This is a genomic window from Clostridium nigeriense (assembly GCF_050585245.1).
Classification (GTDB): Bacteria; Bacillota; Clostridia; order Clostridiales; family Clostridiaceae; genus Clostridium; species Clostridium nigeriense_A.
Window position 1 is genome coordinate 190,699 of sequence record NZ_JBNOOF010000006.1, and the last position, 18,246, is coordinate 208,944.

Sequence of the window (18,246 nt, forward strand, 5' to 3'; positions counted from 1 at the left end):
TTTGCGCTAGCCATGCTATTTTCTCTTGCTTCCAGCGTATGAGCCTACTCCGCCAGCAACATTTACAACATCAAACCCCATACCCTTTAACTGATGACAAGCTCTAAGACTTCTTCCCCCAGATTGGCAAACTATATAATATTCTTTATTTTTATCTAAATACTTTTCTGGTTCCTTCAAAAGGTCTCCCATTGGAATATTCTTAGCTGTCTTTAAGCTCCCTGCTATATACTCAAAAGGCTCTCTTATATCTATTAAATCTATCTTTCCAATTAAATTATCAATATCATTTATGTTTATAACCCTTTCTGAGTTTTTATTAAATAGACCAAACATTTTATCATCTCCTAATTGTTTTCTTCATTATATCTATTCTACAACAAAATTTATCTTTTTTATGTAACTAAGTCACAAAAATGTAAATATTGTTTTTATTTTGTTATTAATTTATAATTTAATAGGATAATAAAGGTAAATAAACTTAAATATAGAAGGATTAGAATATGATAGATAAAAAAAATTACCAAACTAATGATTTTGAAAAGATAGTGTTGAATAATACTCCCTTAATAGATGTCCGAGCACCTATTGAATATGGAAAAGGGGCTTTTATTAATTCAATAAATATTCCTATATTAAATAATGAAGAAAGACATATAATTGGTATTTGCTATAAAGAAAAGGGTAATGAAGAGGCTACAAAACTTGGTTATAAAATAGTTTCAGGAAGTATTAAAGAACAGAGGATAACTGCTTGGATAAATTACATAAAATCTAATGAAAATGCTATGCTATATTGCTTTAGAGGAGGGTCTAGATCCAGAATAGCTCAAGAATGCATAATAGAATCATTAAAGAAAGATATATTAAGATTAGGTGGCGATAGATTTAAAAAACTCAAGCTTTTAAAAGCTTGAGTTTTTCTATAACTAATTAATTAAATAAAAATTCATCAATTAGCTTTTCAGTATCTTTTACATTCCATTTTCTTTCTACTAAATTAGCCCCAGTTTTAAGTACTGGATGTAAATTATCGTAGCTCTCTTTACTTTCATCCTTATAAATTATACCAATTGGTATTCCTTCATCACCAAACTCCTCTGTTTTCTTTAAAGCTTCAAATTTATTACTTGAATCGTAGCTATTATCTAATTTATAAATCCTATCCTTATACCATTTAAAAGTATTAACTTTATTAAATACTACACAAGGTTGCATTATATCTACTAAAGCATATCCCTTATGATTTACAGCTGCTTTTATCATAGACTTTAAATGTTCCTTATCTGCTGAAAAACTCCTTGCTACAAATGTAGCACCAGCACTTATTGCAATAGCTAATGGATTCATTTGATCTACATAGACGCCTTCAAATTGCATTGAAGTTACTTGTCCTTTTCCTGTAGTTGGCGACCCTTGTCCTTTTGTTAATCCATAAATTTGATTATCATGAACTAAGTGAACCATATCTACATTTCTTCTAATACAATGTATAAAGTGGTTTCCTCCTTCTCCATACGAATCCCCATCTCCACTAGTTACAATTACACTTAACTTTTTATTTACCATTTTAATGGCTTGAGCTGGTGGAAGGGCTCTACCATGAAGTCCATTAAATCCATTTGCTTTAATATAGTGTGGAGTTTTAGCTGCTTGACCAATACCTGATACTAAAACAACATCTTGGGGTTTTAAACTTAATTCTGCTAAAGCTTCTTTTAATGATATCAATATTCCAAAGTTACCACAACCAGGACACCAAGCATTATCATCATTACTCTTATAAATATTTAAGTCTAACATTAAAACTCCCCCCTTCCTAGCTTTTCTACAATTTGATGTCCTGTTATTTGTCTTCCATCATATTTTAAAATACTACTACTCATTAATATTCCAGTTTCTTGGGTAATTAGCTTTCCTAATTGTCCAATAAAGTTTTGTTCTACATTTATAACTTTCTTTGCTTTATTAGCATATTTTCTTATACTTATTTCCGGTAGTGGATAAATATCTCCAAAACTTAAGGCTCCAACCTTTTTTCCATCATTATTTAATTCCTCTATTGCATCCTTTAAAGCTCCATAAGTTGAACCAAAACCAACTAAAAGAATTTCTAAATCTTCATTTCCCATAAATTCTGGTTCTTCCATTTCAGCCTTCATTAATTCAAGTTTTTTCATTCTCTTTTTCATTTGAGCATTTCTTACTTCAGAAGCCTCTGTAATATGTGCTTCTTCTGTATGTTCATCACTATCTACTAACACCACTTGCCCTTTCTTATTTCCTGGTATCATTCTTGGAGAGATTCCATTATTAGTTACCTTATATCTCTTATACTCCTCTCCATCCTTTATATAATCTCCATTAGAAACATAGTTTTCTATCTTAACATTACTTAAATCATATTTAGGAATAGTTATATTCGCATCTGCTAAATATTGATCAGTTAATAATAATACTAAAGTTTGATATTTATCTGCTAAGTTAAGAGCTTTTACTGTTTTATAAAATGCATCTTCTGCATTTCTAACACTTATTACTGCTCTTGGAAACTCTCCTTGTGCAGCAGCTAACAAAAAGCTTAAATCGCTTTGCTCTGTTCTTGTTGGTAATCCAGTTGCAGGTCCTGGTCTTTGAGAATCTACAACCACCACTGGAGTTTCAGTAATACCAGCAAGTCCAAATGCTTCAACCATAAGTGAAATTCCTCCGCCTGAACTTCCAGTCATGGATCTTGCACCTGCGTATGATGCCCCTATTGCAAAGTTTATAGCCGCTATTTCATCTTCAGCCTGATCTACTACAATTCCTATTTCTGTTTGTTTTTTGGCTAGATATGTCATTATACTTGTTGCTGGTGTCATTGGATAAGCTGAATAGAAATTAACGCTACCTGCAACGGCTCCTAAAGCTATTGCATTATTACCATTTATTAATAAATTTTTTGATAAATCTTTTCCCACAGCACTATACTTTGATTCAATTAAATTGTATCCAAGCTTTACAGCTTCAATATTCTTATTTCTAATATCCTCGGATAGCTTGCTACTAAAATACTTTTCTATTCCTTCTAAACTTAATGAGAAATACTTCAATATTACCCCTGCAGCTACTGAAGTAAATGCTTTTGATAAGCTTAACCCTTTGGCAACTTCTACTAATGGTAGTTTTAAAACTTCTTCATCATTTAACTTTATCCCCTTATCAGCTATGATTACTCCATCTTTATTTAATCTATCCTTATGATATAAAACTGTATTTTCATCTAAGGCAAGTATTAAATCTAATTTATCTTTATGAGCAAATACTCTATCTTCCCCAAATCTAATTTGAATAAAATTATGTCCTCCCCTAACTCTTGACATATAATCCTTGTTGGAAAATAAATAAAGTCCAGACTTCTTAATTACTTTTTCTAAAAAATCACTTACAGTATCAAGACCTTGTCCAGCACTTCCTCCAATTAAAATATTGTACTCCATTTAATTCCCTCCCTTTTATTTATTATTTAATCAAAGGTCCTTTCTCACTATATAGCTTATATTCTAAGTTTAGTATTTGTGACCTTTGTTTATTTACAATTTCTTTCAAATTTTTTATTTCCTCATTAGCACTATTAAGTTCACTATTTTGGGTTGAACTATAGGCTATTTCTTTATAATCTATATCTAAAGTATGCCTATCTTCAATTAGATCTTCTAAAAATAAATTTATATCCCCATTACTTTCCATAACATATATCTCTTTATTTTTATTTTCTTCTATTAACTCAATTTTTTTTATAAATATTTCTCCCAAATCCATATAAATAAATGGTTTAGAAAAATCTTCACCTGAACTCAATGAGTAACAACAATAAAGTTTGTTTTCACTTATCCAAAGAGCACACAAAAATTCATTTAATTCTATTATTAAACATGAAGCTATTTTTTCATTTTCAAAAAGTATACTATCTTCATAGAACTTTTCACCATCTGCTACATTAATCTTTTTATATATTATTGAATTTTTTTTATCTTCATTAACTATCATTAAAAAATGTATTTCATTTTTACTTATTGAATATGAATAATCAATATATTGATTTTTAGATATATAAATAATTTTATCTCTTACAAAGTCTTTATCATTAATGCTAAATTCCTTAAGTATTAATTTATAAATTCCATAAGATGTACTATTTAATATTACAAAAACCTTATTATTCTCTTGTACTATATTAAACCTTATATCTAATCCATTATTTTCACTATAAATTACAGTAGAGTAATTATTGCTACTATCATTTAAATATAAATTTTTACTATCGCTATCTAAATAATATATAATTTTCAAATTCCTTTCTAAAAAGAAACCTTTAACATTAATTGGAGTTATGAAATTATATTTAATATAAAAAAGAGTCTTATACTTCCATGAACCATCCATAAAAATGCATATGATAATGTCTCCTCGTATATCTTGACAAATTACATTTACATTTCTATTCGTATCTTCTGTAACATAAAAGTATCTAAAACTCTCTTTATATACTATATTCTTTTTTGTTTCTTTTTTATTAATTTCTTCATAATATATTCCATATTTATCATCATATGAAAATCTTAATAATCTTCTATCTTTTGTTTTTATTAAAATATCATTACAAAGTTCAATATCCATTTATTATACCTCCTTAACTTTTTTATTAGCTTCTTTTGAAGGTATAAAAATTAGCTCTTCTTTAGTTATATATGTTGATATAACTGAACTTACATCAAATATTATTGAATCATCCTTCATATAAGGAGTATTCATTAACTCACTTGATGATTTTACAACAAACTCCAAATTCTCTAACTCATAATAATTAGATAAATACAAAGTAGCCTTTTGATTACCATTAAGATTTCCCTTTATATTTAATTTCTCATCTTTTAAATTTTTGCATCTTAAAAAGTATGGAATATAAAATTCAAATTTATAAATTAAATAATTATCTCTATTGATAATTATCTCTTTACTTTCTTCGATAATTTTGCAATTTTCAAATACTATCTCCTCTATTTCTATTTCATCCCTAAAATCTAATTGAATTGATACCTTGTGAAATATTATTTTTTCATTATAAGTTGATATAACTTTTTTAGCTAATATAAGTGTTTCGTAATCTTCTTTCCATTTATCCTCTATATTTTTAAATATAATATCTTCTTTTTTATTTGTATTATTAATAACTACTCCAATATCATAAGGGCTAATTCCACTATCATTAAAAAAAAATGTCTCAGAAATTTCTTGCTTTTCAATACTAATTATATCTAAAGCACCTCTTCCCTTATTATTTTTACATGTAACTAACAAAAAATTTTTATCTGGTGATATCTTAATCCTTTGTAGATCATCATATGTAGTTTTTATACTTCCTACAGACTCACCTTTCTTAATATTAATAATTTCTATTCTTCTTAATCCGTTATTTACTGCATATAAACAATCTAAATATCCATCTAAAGCCGTAATTATTGAGCCAATTGGGAAATCTATATATGATATATTTTCGGTTTCTGTATCTATAATTGATATATTTCCTAAAAACTTTCCTCTAGATATTCCTTTGTTTGATACATATAGATATCTATCGTTATTTCCTATAAAAATATAATTTGGAGTGTTTCCTATATCTTTATATTTTTTATATAATTTTAAAGTAACAGTATCATAAACACTAACTTCATTTTGAATAATATCTAAAACAAAAAGCTTACTACCATCACTATTTAACTCAATCCCATCAACAGCAATAAATCCAGTTATTTTACCATACATATCCCCTTCTGATAAATTATATATTAATACTTCTTCAGTGTTAGATACATAAATTTTTTGAGACATGGAATCCACTTTAATATTCCCATTATTAGGAATATATAGGTTCTTATTAATTTTAGTAATATAATTAATAATAGTAATTATTCCACTTCTATCTGTAGCAATATATACATTATTTTTATTATCAACAACTATATCATGAGGTCTTGAACCAACTTTTACTTCTTCAATTATGCTCAAATTATCCCCATCAATTATAGACACCATATCTGTACCTAAATTAGATACATAATAGATATTTTTACTAATTGTATTAACCATGGACTCCCTTTTCCTCCTATTTTATTCTACTAACTCATAATCCTCTTTTTTACCATCCTTAATTATTTTAAATACTGCAGTTGGATATATATTATTTCTTTCTATTTCAACTCTTATAATTTCTCTATCCTCTTCCTTAATTTTCAAAGCTTGAGTACAGCTTATATTAATCTTATTTGGAGCTGTTACTAATTTAGTAGTTATTTTTTTTAATCTCAATCTATCATAAAGATATAGAGCTCTGTAATGAGAAGTGAATACCATTATATAATCATAATCATTTTGTTTCATATTTTTTCTCCAATACATTTAGTTATTTTTAATAGTTTATTTTATGCTATTATTTTTATAATGTACATTTAATTTAAGACCTTCTTCTTAAAAGCCTTTCCATTACAGATTGATTTTTTTCTATTTCAAGCTCAGTACTAATTTTATTATTTTCTTCAATTAATAAAGATATCTCCTTCTTTATCAATAAATTTTCTTCTTCAATAATTTTATTTTGCTCTTCTAAACTTCTTATAATATCAGATTCTTCTTGAATCTTTCTATCTTTTAGTAAAAGCTCCTTAGTTAAACTATTTATTTCTTCCTTTAATAAATGAATTTCATCTTCAAACTCATTTATTGAATTTTTATTTTTTACTTTTTCTTCTTCTAATTCTTTACTTAAAACTTCATATTCTCCTTGAATTTTTTTTTGCAACTCTAAAAAAATATTACTATTTTCTTCTGCTTTTCTCTTTTGTTCTATAACTCTTGCTAATTGCTGTTGATACTTATCAATTCCTTGTTCATTCTTTTGTAACAAAATATTTAAATGTGATATCTTATCTTCTAAAATTCTATTTTCTTCTTTCGCTCTATAAAGTTCAGATTTAATTACCTCTACATTCTCACTATAATAAGAATCTTTCTCTTTATTATTTCTATTAACAATTATATTTTCTTTATCATTATTTTTAATTAATAAATCCTTAGGGTCATATAAAAATATATCTAATCCACTAGTAGCATATAATTTTCTTTCATTAATATATCCTTCTTTAATTTCACTAATATAAGCATTATATCTTTCTACTTTAATTTCATTTTCTCTTTTATATTTAATTGGTTCTCCCCACCTATTTCCTGTAAAAATTGAATAATATATTTCATTATCTTCAATCCAACATGAACAAATTTTATTACCTTCACTAAATATTAGAGGATCAATAAGACTTTTCTTTGATTCATATACCCTGAAATCTTTAAAATTTCCTAAAGAATCTATAAGTACATGATCTAATAAGTAAAAGTAGTCTTCTTTAGATCTATTTAAAATATGAATATTATTTTTTTCCAGCTCAATTTCAAAATATACATCATCACCTTGAATTCCATAAAGTCTATTTGAATGCACCCATGATTTATTTTGATATATTGAATAGTTTAGTGATAATTCATCTCCTTCATCTGATAAGTAAAATAAGTAAATTTCATTCATATAATTTATGTTAATTAAGTAATACTCTTTTAAACCTGATTTCAAAATTATATCTTGAATACTATTTATGTTTGTTTTATGACCATCCCATACACAATGCATTAACACACCATGATCGCTACCATCTTTACTTGATAATGCAAAAAATATATGCATAATAGATCCTATTATCTCAATTTTTATACTTTCAATTTCATAGTTATTATCTTCTACCTTATATAATATCTTTCCTACCCATTTCTTATTCTGTAATGTACAATACTTCAATTCACCTTTTGTATTTGAATATACTAAATGTATTCCTTCGTTATTATCTAAAAATAATCCAAATCCTGTTACCCTTATATCTATGATATTTTCCCTTGTCCATTTTCCTTCTCTATACATTATCCCATAGCTTAATTCTCTATTATCATTTACAGAAAACCTCCATAAATTCTCTTTATAGTCTACATATAACCATGGATATACCCCCCTCATTCTCAACCTCTCCTTTATAAACATTTATTTTAATCTATATAAAGTTCCACTATTACATAAACTGCCTATAAAATTATATTTGAAATTATTAACTATTATGCAAATTCTTAATATAAAAAACTTATTATTTTCCTATTTTTTCATATCACCACTTTTATCATATTTCATATCATGTATTGTGAGTACTAAAATGATAATTTATTATTTCATAAAGGAGGATATATATGTCCATTAACTTTAAAAAATTTGTACCTCGTCCTGGACTGGTAAATAAACAAGGCCGATTACCTGATCCAGCAGAATTGGTATGTATAGAAGTTCCTAAGGTATTTGACCAATGCCTAATTAAAAGGTGTCTTGTATATTGTGAAGGACCCGATACAGAAACAACTGATTGTGAATTAAGAAGTGATCCTCTAATTAATCCTAAGAGGTATATCTCAAGTAGAGACTTTAAAATAACGCTTCTTTCTGTTGATAAAATTCCTTTAAAGAAGGATCATGGATTTAAGAAAATAATATTAAACTACATTATTTCATTTTATGCTGATTATATTGATTGCGATGGCAGAACTAAAAGTGAGTTTTATGAGATTAATAGAACCGATGTAATAGGAAAATTCTATTGCCCAGATTCAATTTCTCAATCTACAACTACTCTTGAAGAAGAACCATATGATAATAATTTAATAAAACTTGAAATGGTAGCAGATGTGTTACATGGTGAAATACTTAAAGATGATCATGGAGATGAAGTTTTAGACGTTACTTTAGGCTATTATATAGTTGTTAAATGCGAACTTGTAGTTCAATTATTAATTCCAGCTTATGATTATTGCCCAGTTCCAAGAGTGCCTTGTAAAGAAGAACCTGAAGACGATCCATGTGAGGTATTTGAAAAATCTCCAGTGCCTAAGTTCTATCCAGATCAAAACTTAGATCCACTTTTTAATGATCCAGAAAATTCAGATAAAGATGATTTAGATTAGTATATTAATTTCTACTTAATAAGTAGTTTTAGAAACCTTGTAATTTTTTATACTTTTATAAAAGTACTTAAGATATTAATAAAAAATGACCTACTAAATATTAGCGGGTCATTTTTTATTTAAAAACTATATTTTTTTACTATTTCTTCTGCTATATTATTAGCAGCTATCATGCCACTTTGTAAAGCTCCTTGTTGAGTCCCATGCTTTGATGATACATGCTCTCCTGCAAAAAATAATTTATTATTCATTTCTGGTTTCACAGTTGAAAAAGAATACAAAGCCTTATCTCCTGGTTTATATAAAGTTGAAAATCCCCAAATATATTGAATATCTGCCCATGATATAGATTTATAATCTATTAATATATTATTTAAATATTCTCTAGGTAAATTGTGAATTCTTTCAATATATCTAATTGTATCATTTATTTTTATCTCATCGTCTAAAAAAGAAAAATCTCTTGCCTTATTTCCTAAAGAATAACTTGCTAGTAGCACTCCAGGCTCCTTATAATTTCCACTTATATTAATTGCTTTATTTCCTTTCTCATCATAAGAATATATTCCATGATCTGATGGATAATAAATTGAATATAAAGGCAAATCAGTGATTGTTCTTCCTCCTACTATTCTTTTATTTTTTCCACCACTTTCCCAAAATCTTTCCTTTACATATAAATATATCTTTTGCGAATTTTTAAAATCTATTTCATCAATTGCTCTTAATTTTCCATTACTTAAGTTACTTTTAATATTTATTCTCTTTAAACTACTAAAAGGTATTGCACAAATTACATAATCAAATTCTTCTTCTCCTTCTATTTTAGTATCTAAATCTAAATATTTTAAAGATATTTTTTCTTTTTCATTAGCATTATAAATTTCTTCTATAATTACTCCAAATTTTGTATTTACATTACCTAAATCTTTCTTATCAATATCTTTAAATACATCATTTTCATCATCTATAATTGCTTTATATAATTCTAATGGTAGTTTTATCATACCACCTTCTATAGTATAGTTATTACTAAAATCTAAAGAATATTGTTTTTGTAACACTTCAATTAAGCTATCATCATAAAATTCATTACTGCCATTAATATATCCAATCATATTTATTGCTTCTTGACTAAAACCTAGCTTCTCATATGCCTTTCTATAACTTATTTTATCTAAATTAATAATTTTTTCAGAATAATTATTACTTATATTTATTAACTCCTTTTTTTCTTCTTGAGTTAAACTTTTTAAATATTTATTATCAATTTTATAATCTCTATTTCTTATTTTTCTTTTGTCAATATTAGTTAAGTTATACTTAGGATATATATTTTTTATTATTTGCCTCTCCTTGCTATAAGCTCCCTCCCCTCTTAAATAGTAATATTGGTTATTATTTATTATAGATCTTGTTTTTAAATTGAAAAGATTTATATAATGCCAAGTAGTAAAATGTGATATAGGAATACTTATCTCTCCAAAATCTCCATAATGATTATTTAATCTGTCAAAATAATAAGTATATACCCTTCCACCTATTCTTTTACTAGCATCAAAAACTGTAATACTACATCCTATTTTTTTCAACTCAAAAGCTGCTGCTAGTCCTGCTTCACCAGCTCCAATTATTGCTACCTTAGTTTTTTTCCCATAGTTACTTTCGCATATACTTTTAATTTCCTTTGGTGGATTCATAGATTCAATAATATTATCTAAATCCTCTATTCTATTATCTTTCTTTAGTTCATTTTCAATCATAATATATCTTTCATAATCACTAGGATTATTTACAGGATAAATATCGCTTGATTTATTGTTAGCTTCCATAACTTCACATCCTAATGTTTTTATTACATATATAAAGATATATGTACATTATATTTTAATTGGCTTTGTATATTTCTATAATACTTTTTATTAGGTCATCTATATCTTTATGAGTATTAAAACATCCAGGACTAATTCTTACTGTTCCCATATATTCTGTCCCAATTATTTTATGAATTAAAGCAGCACAATGATATCCAGTTCTAACTGCAATTGCTGATTTATTCAACTCTTCTCCCACTATTGATGCATCAATTCCTTCTATATTAAAAGAAAGTACAGCTGTTCTATTTTTTAAAGAAGTACTCCCATATATTTTAATGAATGGTAGACTTTTAAGTTCAAACATAAGTTGCTCCATAAACTTCATTTCTTCTTTATATATATTATCTATACCTATTTTCCTAATAAAACTTAATCCAGCACATAGACCTGCAATCCCTGGAGTGTTTAATGTGCCACTTTCAAATCTATCAGGCAACTCATCTGGTTGAGTCATGGAGTTTGAGCTGCTACCTGTTCCTCCTTCTTTTAATACTTTAAGCTTTAATCCTTCTCTTATATAAAGACCACCTGTGCCTTGTGGACCAAGAAGTCCTTTATGTCCTGAAAATGCAAGTAAATCTATATTATCTTTTTCTACATCTATATTTATAGTACCTGCACTTTGGGATGCATCTACTATAAATATAATTCCGTATCTTTTAGCAATTTTACCAATGCTATATATGTCTTGAATACTACCTAACACATTAGAAGCATGGTTAACTATAATAGCTTTTGTATTTAATTTAATTTCTTCTTTTATATCTAAGGTATTTACAAAACCAGCTTTATCAGAAGATATTAATGTTACTTCTACCCCCAGCCTAGCTAATGAATTTAAAGGCCTTAAAACTGAATTATGTTCAATAACTGTACTAATTACATGATCTCCCTTTTTTAAAACCCCTTTTATCGCTATGTTTAATGCTTCTGTTGCATTACTAGTAAATACTATATTTAAAGGATTTTTTATATTAAATATTTCAGAAAGTAAATTTCTTCCCTCCATTATTTTCATTGCCGATTTAATAGCCATATTATGAGACCCTCTTCCAGGATTAGCACAATAATTTTTCATACAATTTATTACTTCTTCATATACCTTAGAAGGCTTCGGAAATGAAGTAGCTGCATTATCTAAATAAATCATTTAACCACCTTATATTAATACTCTAATATATTATATTAAATATAAGAAATTTTAGTTCTAAAAAAAAAGTGCATCTATATAATTTTGCTTATTCCGTCACTACGCTCCAAGTCATCGCAAAACTAATAGATGTACTTCAGAGATAAAGGAAGGAAATTATAAAACGTTATTCATATGGTAACATTTTTATAATTTCCTAAAGAGTAAAATAAATCCCGAAGTGGAAAATCCACCTTCGGGACTCTTTTAATCTATATTATCAATTTTTATTTTACTAGTCTCTATCTCTTCTGCAATTATGGCAATTTTTTTTACAAGTAGATATTGCTCCAAGTGTAGAATTATTAAAAGTAACAATACCTGAATTTGCTCCAGCTGCAGTAATTGTTGCTTCTACTGTATAAGTGCAACAATCATTATCGCAAGAATCACAATCCGAATCACAAATAAAGAATGATAAAGGCACTGTAGTATTTGCAGCAACATTTAAAGTCCAAGCAGTTCCAATAATAGTTGGAGTAAGTTGACGCCTACATTGTTTTAATACTCTTAAACTAACCGTACCTGCAAATCCATTAGCCGCAGTAGAAATAATAGTTGCAAATTCTAATTTAGTGATTGGGTTACATAAGCAAGACTTATCTATATTAATTGATGCAATTACAGCAGTGGCTGTTGGATTAGCAACAGTTACAACAATTTGTGTTGAGTTAGGACCGCTACATTTTATTATAGTCGGACAATCTCTGTCTCTATCTCTGTCTCTGTCTCTATCTCTTTCTCTATCTCTTCCATAAGAATCATTATATCCCCTTGACATTGAATTCATATATTGAATCCTCCCTTTTCTTATCATAGTTTTTAAATTAATTTTTATCTTTAGTATATATTTTTACTTTATATTGATATTTTTAATTATATTATCTTTCTGTTTCGTCATACTCTGGAAATAAAGGATCTAAATTCTGATCTGGATAGAACTTAGGCACTGCTGCCTTTTCAAATCTTTCACATGGATCTTCTTCTGGATCTTCTTCACAAGCTTCTCTTGGAGTTGTACTGTAATCATAAGCCGGAATTAATAATTGAACTAGTAATTGAGCTTTAACTACTATAAAGTAACCTAATGTTATATCTAGCACTTCATCTCCTGCTTCATTATCTAATATTTCTCCTGCTAATGCTTCAGCTACCATTTCAAGTTTAATAATATTAGAATCTTCTTCACATTCCTCATCGCTACTTGCTGAAATTTGAGCTATTGAATCTGGACAGTAGAATTTTCCTATTATATCTGTTCTATTTATTTCAAAAAACTCACTTCGAGTTACTCCACTATTATCCATATAATCAGAGTAGAAAGAAATTACATAATTAAGAATTATCTTTTTAAAGTTTGGATCTCCTCTAAGAGGAATTTTATCTATTGATGACAATTTTATTTTAAAGTCCCTACTTGAAAGATATCTTTTTGGATTTACTAATGGATTGCTTCTTAATTCTTCATCTGTTGTTAAAGTATCTGTTCCATCAGCATAAACTAGACATCTTTTTATTAAGCATTGGTCGAAAACCTTAGGAACTTCTACACAAACTAACTCTGATGGATCAGGTAAACGCCCTTGCTTGTTTACTAATCCTGGTCTTGGTACGAATTTCTTAAAGTTAATAGCCATATTTTCTCCTTTCTTTAAAACTATAATATCCTAATTTAATCTTTTGATTATATTATATATTATGTAGAAATTATAAAGAGGTTCTTATAATTTTTAATATGTTAAACAATTTATTAATAAAATTACCTCTACATAGAAAAGTTGATCATAGATGCAAAGTAGTTTTAAATATAAATACGCTAAACTGTACAGTTTAGCGTATTCTTTCTTTTACCTACTTATAAAAGTAAATAAAATATCATCTATATTTAATTCAGTTATATAATAATATTAATCAATGTTTTTTAATATCTACGGTCTTTCTTACAATCATGACATTTCTTTTTACAGGTTGCTATTGCTGCAAGTGTAGCATTATTTACAGAAATATTTCCATGTTCAAGTTTATCAGCAACTGTTGCGACTACAGTGTAAGTGCAGCATTCGTCGTCACAAGAATCTGAATCACAAACAAAGAATGAGAAAGTTACTGATAAATCTTTTTCATCTGTACGGAAATTCCAAGTAGGTCCAACAGGAATTCGAACGTGTTGATGTTTACATTGCTTAAACACTCTAAAGTTTAAACTAACCTCATGACTCTCATTAGCATCTGAAACAACAATATTGCTTGCAAACTCTAGTTTAATACTTGGATCACATATACAAGAAGTATCTAGATTAAGAGATGCAACTATAAAGCTTTCCCCTTCTTTTGCTTTATTAATTGGAGTAGAACTAGGGCAACCACATTTTACTATAGTAGGACATTTTTCTTCTTTGCGTTCTCTCTCATGTTCTCTCTCATGTTCTCTCTCATGTTCTCTTTCATGTTCTCTTTCTTTTTTACACTCATCATAATATCTCTTTGACATTGAATTCATATCTTGAATCCTCCCTTTTCTTATAATAACTTTTCATTAATTTAGTATAATTAGTTTTTCTTTTCGATTTTATCCTCTTTTAATCTCTTATAATTTTACTTAACAACTTTAATTATCTTTCAATTTCATCATACTCTGAGAACAATGGATCTAAGTTTTGATCTGGATAGAACTTAGGCACTGCTGCTCTTTCAAATCTTTCACATGGATCTTCTTCTGGATCTTCATCACAAGCTTCTCTTGGAGTTGGACAGTAGTCATATGCAGGGATTAATAATTGAACTAGTAATTGAGCTTTAACTACTATGAAGTAACCTAATGTTATATCTAAAACTTCATCACAAGCTTCATCTTCCACTATTTCCCCGGCTAATGCTTCTGCTACCATTTCAAGTTTAATAATATTAGAATCTTCTTCGCATTCATCATCCCTACTTGCAGAAATTTGTGCTATTGAATCAGGACAATATAATTTACCTATTACATCTGTTCTATTTATTTCAAAAAACTCACATTTAGTTGCTCCGTTATCATCCATATAATCAGAATAGAAAGATATTACATAATTAATAATTATCTTTTTAAAGTTCGGATCTCCTCTAAGAGGAATTTTATCTACTGATAATAATCTTACTTTAAAGTCCCTACTTGAAAGATATCTTTTAGGGTTTTCTAATGGATTACTTCTTAACTCTTCATCTGTTGTTAAAGTATCTGGTCCATCAGCATAAACTAGACATCTTTTTATTAAGCATTGGTCGAAAACCTTAGGAACTTCTACGCAAACTAACTCTGATGGATCAGGTAAACGACCTTGCTTATTTACCAATCCTGGTCTTGGCACGAATTTCTTAAAGTTAATAGCCATATTTTCTCCTTTCTTTAAAACTATAATATCCTAAATTAATCTTATGATTATAGTACATCTTATGTCGAAAATATAAAGAGGTGCTATTAATTTGTCGTATAAAATAAAAAAGTGTTAAAGCATCCTATCAGTGTTCAGTCGCAAGCTCCAAGTCACCCTGCTACGATATTTTAACACTTCAAAGCTAAATGATGGAATTTATAAAAAGTTATTAACAGGCTATTCTTTTTATAAATTCCTAAAAAACAAAAAATACACTAACTACTTCAGTTAGTGTATTTAATAAATTCTGTAATTTACTTATTTAAAGCTTCTAAAAGAGATTCTAAACTTAATCCGTGTACCTTTGCAGCGTCTTCAATAGTTTCTGCTTGTGCTGATGGACATCCTATACATCCCATTCCAAAACTCATTAATATTTCTGGAGCGTTATCTTTCATCTTTACAACTTCCCCAATTGTCATGTCCTTAGTAATCATACCTTATCACCTATCCTTATATTTATTTTAAGATCTAATAATAATTTTAAAATATTTTTAATATTAAATGCAATATTTTCTCTTTAATTCTTCTAATATAGATAGATTTTCATCTTTAATATCATTAAATTTATTTTCAAATTCAACACATTCATAATTTATTAAATTCATAGTTTCTTCTTTAAGTTCTCTCTGAGCAAACTTATAAATTACATTATCCTCTTTATGAATATGCCTTTCTAGAAGGTTGGTATATGAAATAGCATTTGCTATTATATCTAATTTAGCTTCATTATTTCCTTTTTTTAATTCTTCTAAAGCCTCACTTAAACTTGAAACATATAATCTTCCAAGGTCATGCTCCACAAGCATACCATATTTAACAACTTTTTCAGCAGTTTCTCCTATTTCATCTACCATTCTGTTAAAGAGCATTATTTCTTCTTTTTTATGATGATGAGAATCTGCATAATTTCTTATAAAACTAATTATCTTATTAAAATCATCATAGTTAACTTCTTCTCCTTCTAGTATAGAGAAACAAGCCTTTCTTACTATTTTTAACATAACTTTTATATTTTTATGTTCTTCCATCATTATTTCTATTGCATCCATGATTTCACCTATTCTCTTTCTATAGAAAACTCGTTATTTCCTAGGAAATTATACTTATATTTATTGTTTAATTCATTAACAAAGGTCTTAATCCATAAATCTCTTAGCTCATAAAATAAATTCACATCTCCATTTACAGCATCCCAAATTTCTTTATGAACACAAATTCTTCTCTTCCATAATACCTTATATTCTTCTTGAGAAATAACTTCATTTACTCTATCACATGGCATTCCATCTAAAATATAATCATTCATTGCATTAAAAATATCTATTGCATTATTTGAATATTTACCTGATTCTATAGCTTCTTTTGCTGCTTTTATTCCTTGAGTTTTATATAAATCTTCTAGCTTTTCTTTACTTTTTTCTTTCTCCATAATTTTAACTGTCCATGTAGCTAGTCTATATTCTGCACTATGAATTTTATCTTGAAGCCATCCATGTATATTAGAAGTATCTATTATTTCTTCTAATGGAAGATTTGGCAATCTTTCCCCATACTTATTATTAATTTCTTTAGATAAATTATCTACATCTAATCCTTCTTCTTTTGCTAATTTTATTATTTCTGTTTCAAGATCCTCAAACCAAACTATTTTGTTAAATAACCAATAATGTATTTTCCCTAAAAATAAGCTCATAATTTTCCTCCAGTAATTTAATTTTCTAAGGATAGTTTATCATGATATTTACATTCTATCTGTAACATATGTTACATTTTATAATTTATCTATTAACTCTAAATTTAATTTTTTTGCAAATTCTTCTCCCATATATCTATTTCTTAAATCTTCCGGTAAATGTGCATCTACTCCCAATATTCTTTTTACTTTATATTCTTTTGATAAATTCCAAAATTCTTCTATAGGATATAAGTATCTTTCTCCTAAGTTGTAATTAACTTTCCCTCTTTTAAATCCATTTATGTTAACTTCTATTGGCATATTTAATCTTTCAGCAGCTTCTAAAATTCTTCTTGATGCCTTAATAGAGTGTTCATCCCAATTCCTATACCTTACTCCAAATAAATCTGGATGAGCTAAGCAAGAAAAATATCCACTTTCCATAGACTTTATAACATAATTAACATAGATATCTAAAATCTCAGGTGTTAACTTTATCCCACCTACATATACCCACTCACCTTTATAAGGAAAGAAATGTACTCCAAGTATTAAATAATCTACTTTATATTTTTCTTTGAACTCATCATATAACCAATGGTAATCTTCAAAATACTCACATTCTATAGCTTTTTTTATAGATATTTTATCTCCATACTTTTCCTTTGCATCATCTATTTCTTTAAAGTATATTGGTAAATCTTCATATGCCATTCTATTTCCATTGTCAATATTTTTTCCTGGATGAGGCAAATGATCAGATATTCCTATTTCATCATATTCTTCTTTTATTGCTTCTTTTATATAGTCTTCAATTGTTCCGACTGCATGATTGCATCTATAATTATGTGTATGATAATTAGTTTTCATATAATCACCTATCCCTTACTTCAATTTTTATTTCATATATTTTACATCACTATAATAACACATAAATAAATTAACTTCTAATTACTAAATTTTATGAAAAGGCTATCATAAAAAAATAAATACTAAATTGAA

19 protein-coding genes are annotated in these 18,246 nt (G+C 27.3%); 2 read left to right on the plus strand and 17 right to left on the minus strand.

Annotation, left to right across the window (positions count from 1 at the left end):
* Positions 1 to 15 precede the first annotated feature (15 nt).
* A complete protein-coding gene (locus tag ACQPUY_RS11310; protein WP_430841333.1) occupies positions 16 to 336 on the minus strand; it encodes a rhodanese-like domain-containing protein in 321 nt (106 codons plus the stop codon).
* Between the two features lie 167 nt (positions 337 to 503).
* Here ACQPUY_RS11310 and ACQPUY_RS11315 point away from each other — a divergent pair, with 167 nt between their 5' ends.
* Positions 504 to 917 carry a hypothetical protein gene (locus tag ACQPUY_RS11315; protein WP_430841334.1) on the plus strand — a complete coding sequence of 138 codons (414 nt, stop codon included), beginning with the start codon at positions 504 to 506 and terminating at the stop codon, positions 915 to 917.
* Between the two features lie 16 nt (positions 918 to 933).
* Here ACQPUY_RS11315 and ACQPUY_RS11320 read toward each other — a convergent pair whose 3' ends face one another.
* The 6 genes from ACQPUY_RS11320 to ACQPUY_RS11345 form a co-directional block, all read right to left on the minus strand.
* Complete coding sequence (locus tag ACQPUY_RS11320) at positions 934 to 1,803, minus strand: 2-oxoacid:ferredoxin oxidoreductase subunit beta (RefSeq protein WP_430841335.1); 870 nt, start codon at positions 1,801 to 1,803, stop codon at positions 934 to 936.
* Positions 1,803 to 3,482: a 2-oxoacid:acceptor oxidoreductase subunit alpha gene (locus ACQPUY_RS11325; protein WP_430841336.1), complete on the minus strand. Its 1,680-nt coding sequence runs from the start codon at positions 3,480 to 3,482 to the stop codon at positions 1,803 to 1,805. The genes ACQPUY_RS11320 and ACQPUY_RS11325 overlap by 1 nt, the downstream gene beginning before the upstream one ends.
* A gap of 22 nt (positions 3,483 to 3,504) precedes the next feature.
* On the minus strand, positions 3,505 to 4,662 hold the full coding sequence (locus ACQPUY_RS11330) for a hypothetical protein (RefSeq protein ID WP_430841337.1): 1,158 nt from the start codon (positions 4,660 to 4,662) through the stop codon (positions 3,505 to 3,507).
* Between the two features lie 3 nt (positions 4,663 to 4,665).
* Entirely contained in the window at positions 4,666 to 6,132 is a 1,467-nt protein-coding gene (locus tag ACQPUY_RS11335) for a YncE family protein (protein WP_430841338.1), read from the minus strand.
* Between the two features lie 21 nt (positions 6,133 to 6,153).
* A complete protein-coding gene (locus ACQPUY_RS11340; protein WP_430841339.1) occupies positions 6,154 to 6,423 on the minus strand; it encodes a DUF3343 domain-containing protein in 270 nt (89 codons plus the stop codon).
* 73 nt (positions 6,424 to 6,496) lie between these two features.
* On the minus strand, positions 6,497 to 8,101 hold the full coding sequence (locus ACQPUY_RS11345; protein WP_430841340.1) for a hypothetical protein: 1,605 nt from the start codon (positions 8,099 to 8,101) through the stop codon (positions 6,497 to 6,499).
* A gap of 224 nt (positions 8,102 to 8,325) precedes the next feature.
* On the opposite strand from ACQPUY_RS11345, the gene ACQPUY_RS11350 reads away from it, so the two are divergent.
* Positions 8,326 to 9,090 (plus strand): hypothetical protein, encoded by a 765-nt coding sequence (locus ACQPUY_RS11350; RefSeq protein ID WP_430841341.1) that lies wholly within the window; start codon positions 8,326 to 8,328, stop codon positions 9,088 to 9,090.
* A 119-nt stretch (positions 9,091 to 9,209) separates the two neighbouring features.
* Here the strand turns inward: ACQPUY_RS11350 and ACQPUY_RS11355 are convergent, their stop codons facing one another.
* The 10 genes from ACQPUY_RS11355 to ACQPUY_RS11400 form a co-directional block, all read right to left on the minus strand.
* On the minus strand, positions 9,210 to 10,922 hold the full coding sequence (locus ACQPUY_RS11355) for a flavin monoamine oxidase family protein (RefSeq protein WP_430841342.1): 1,713 nt from the start codon (positions 10,920 to 10,922) through the stop codon (positions 9,210 to 9,212).
* A gap of 55 nt (positions 10,923 to 10,977) precedes the next feature.
* Entirely contained in the window at positions 10,978 to 12,117 is a 1,140-nt protein-coding gene (locus ACQPUY_RS11360; RefSeq protein ID WP_430841343.1) for an aminotransferase class V-fold PLP-dependent enzyme, read from the minus strand.
* Between the two features lie 274 nt (positions 12,118 to 12,391).
* Positions 12,392 to 12,946: a DUF4489 domain-containing protein gene (locus ACQPUY_RS11365; protein ID WP_430841344.1), complete on the minus strand. Its 555-nt coding sequence runs from the start codon at positions 12,944 to 12,946 to the stop codon at positions 12,392 to 12,394.
* Positions 12,947 to 13,037: 91 nt separating this feature from the next.
* Positions 13,038 to 13,793 carry a hypothetical protein gene (locus tag ACQPUY_RS11370; RefSeq protein WP_430841345.1) on the minus strand — a complete coding sequence of 252 codons (756 nt, stop codon included), beginning with the start codon at positions 13,791 to 13,793 and terminating at the stop codon, positions 13,038 to 13,040.
* Positions 13,794 to 14,077: 284 nt separating this feature from the next.
* A complete protein-coding gene (locus ACQPUY_RS11375; RefSeq protein ID WP_430841346.1) occupies positions 14,078 to 14,656 on the minus strand; it encodes a DUF4489 domain-containing protein in 579 nt (192 codons plus the stop codon).
* Between the two features lie 112 nt (positions 14,657 to 14,768).
* Positions 14,769 to 15,524, minus strand: a complete 756-nt coding sequence (locus tag ACQPUY_RS11380; protein ID WP_430841347.1) for a hypothetical protein — start codon at positions 15,522 to 15,524, stop codon at positions 14,769 to 14,771.
* Positions 15,525 to 15,820: 296 nt separating this feature from the next.
* Positions 15,821 to 16,003, minus strand: coding sequence for a DUF1858 domain-containing protein (locus tag ACQPUY_RS11385; RefSeq protein WP_430841348.1), 183 nt, complete (start codon positions 16,001 to 16,003; stop codon positions 15,821 to 15,823).
* A 63-nt stretch (positions 16,004 to 16,066) separates the two neighbouring features.
* Positions 16,067 to 16,618: a hemerythrin domain-containing protein gene (locus tag ACQPUY_RS11390; protein ID WP_430841349.1), complete on the minus strand. Its 552-nt coding sequence runs from the start codon at positions 16,616 to 16,618 to the stop codon at positions 16,067 to 16,069.
* Between the two features lie 8 nt (positions 16,619 to 16,626).
* Positions 16,627 to 17,262 carry a hypothetical protein gene (locus tag ACQPUY_RS11395; RefSeq protein ID WP_430841350.1) on the minus strand — a complete coding sequence of 212 codons (636 nt, stop codon included), beginning with the start codon at positions 17,260 to 17,262 and terminating at the stop codon, positions 16,627 to 16,629.
* Positions 17,263 to 17,340: 78 nt separating this feature from the next.
* The gene (locus ACQPUY_RS11400; protein ID WP_430841351.1) at positions 17,341 to 18,114 is read right to left on the minus strand and encodes a histidinol-phosphatase; all 774 of its coding nucleotides are present in this window, start codon (positions 18,112 to 18,114) and stop codon (positions 17,341 to 17,343) included.
* Positions 18,115 to 18,246 lie beyond the last annotated feature (132 nt).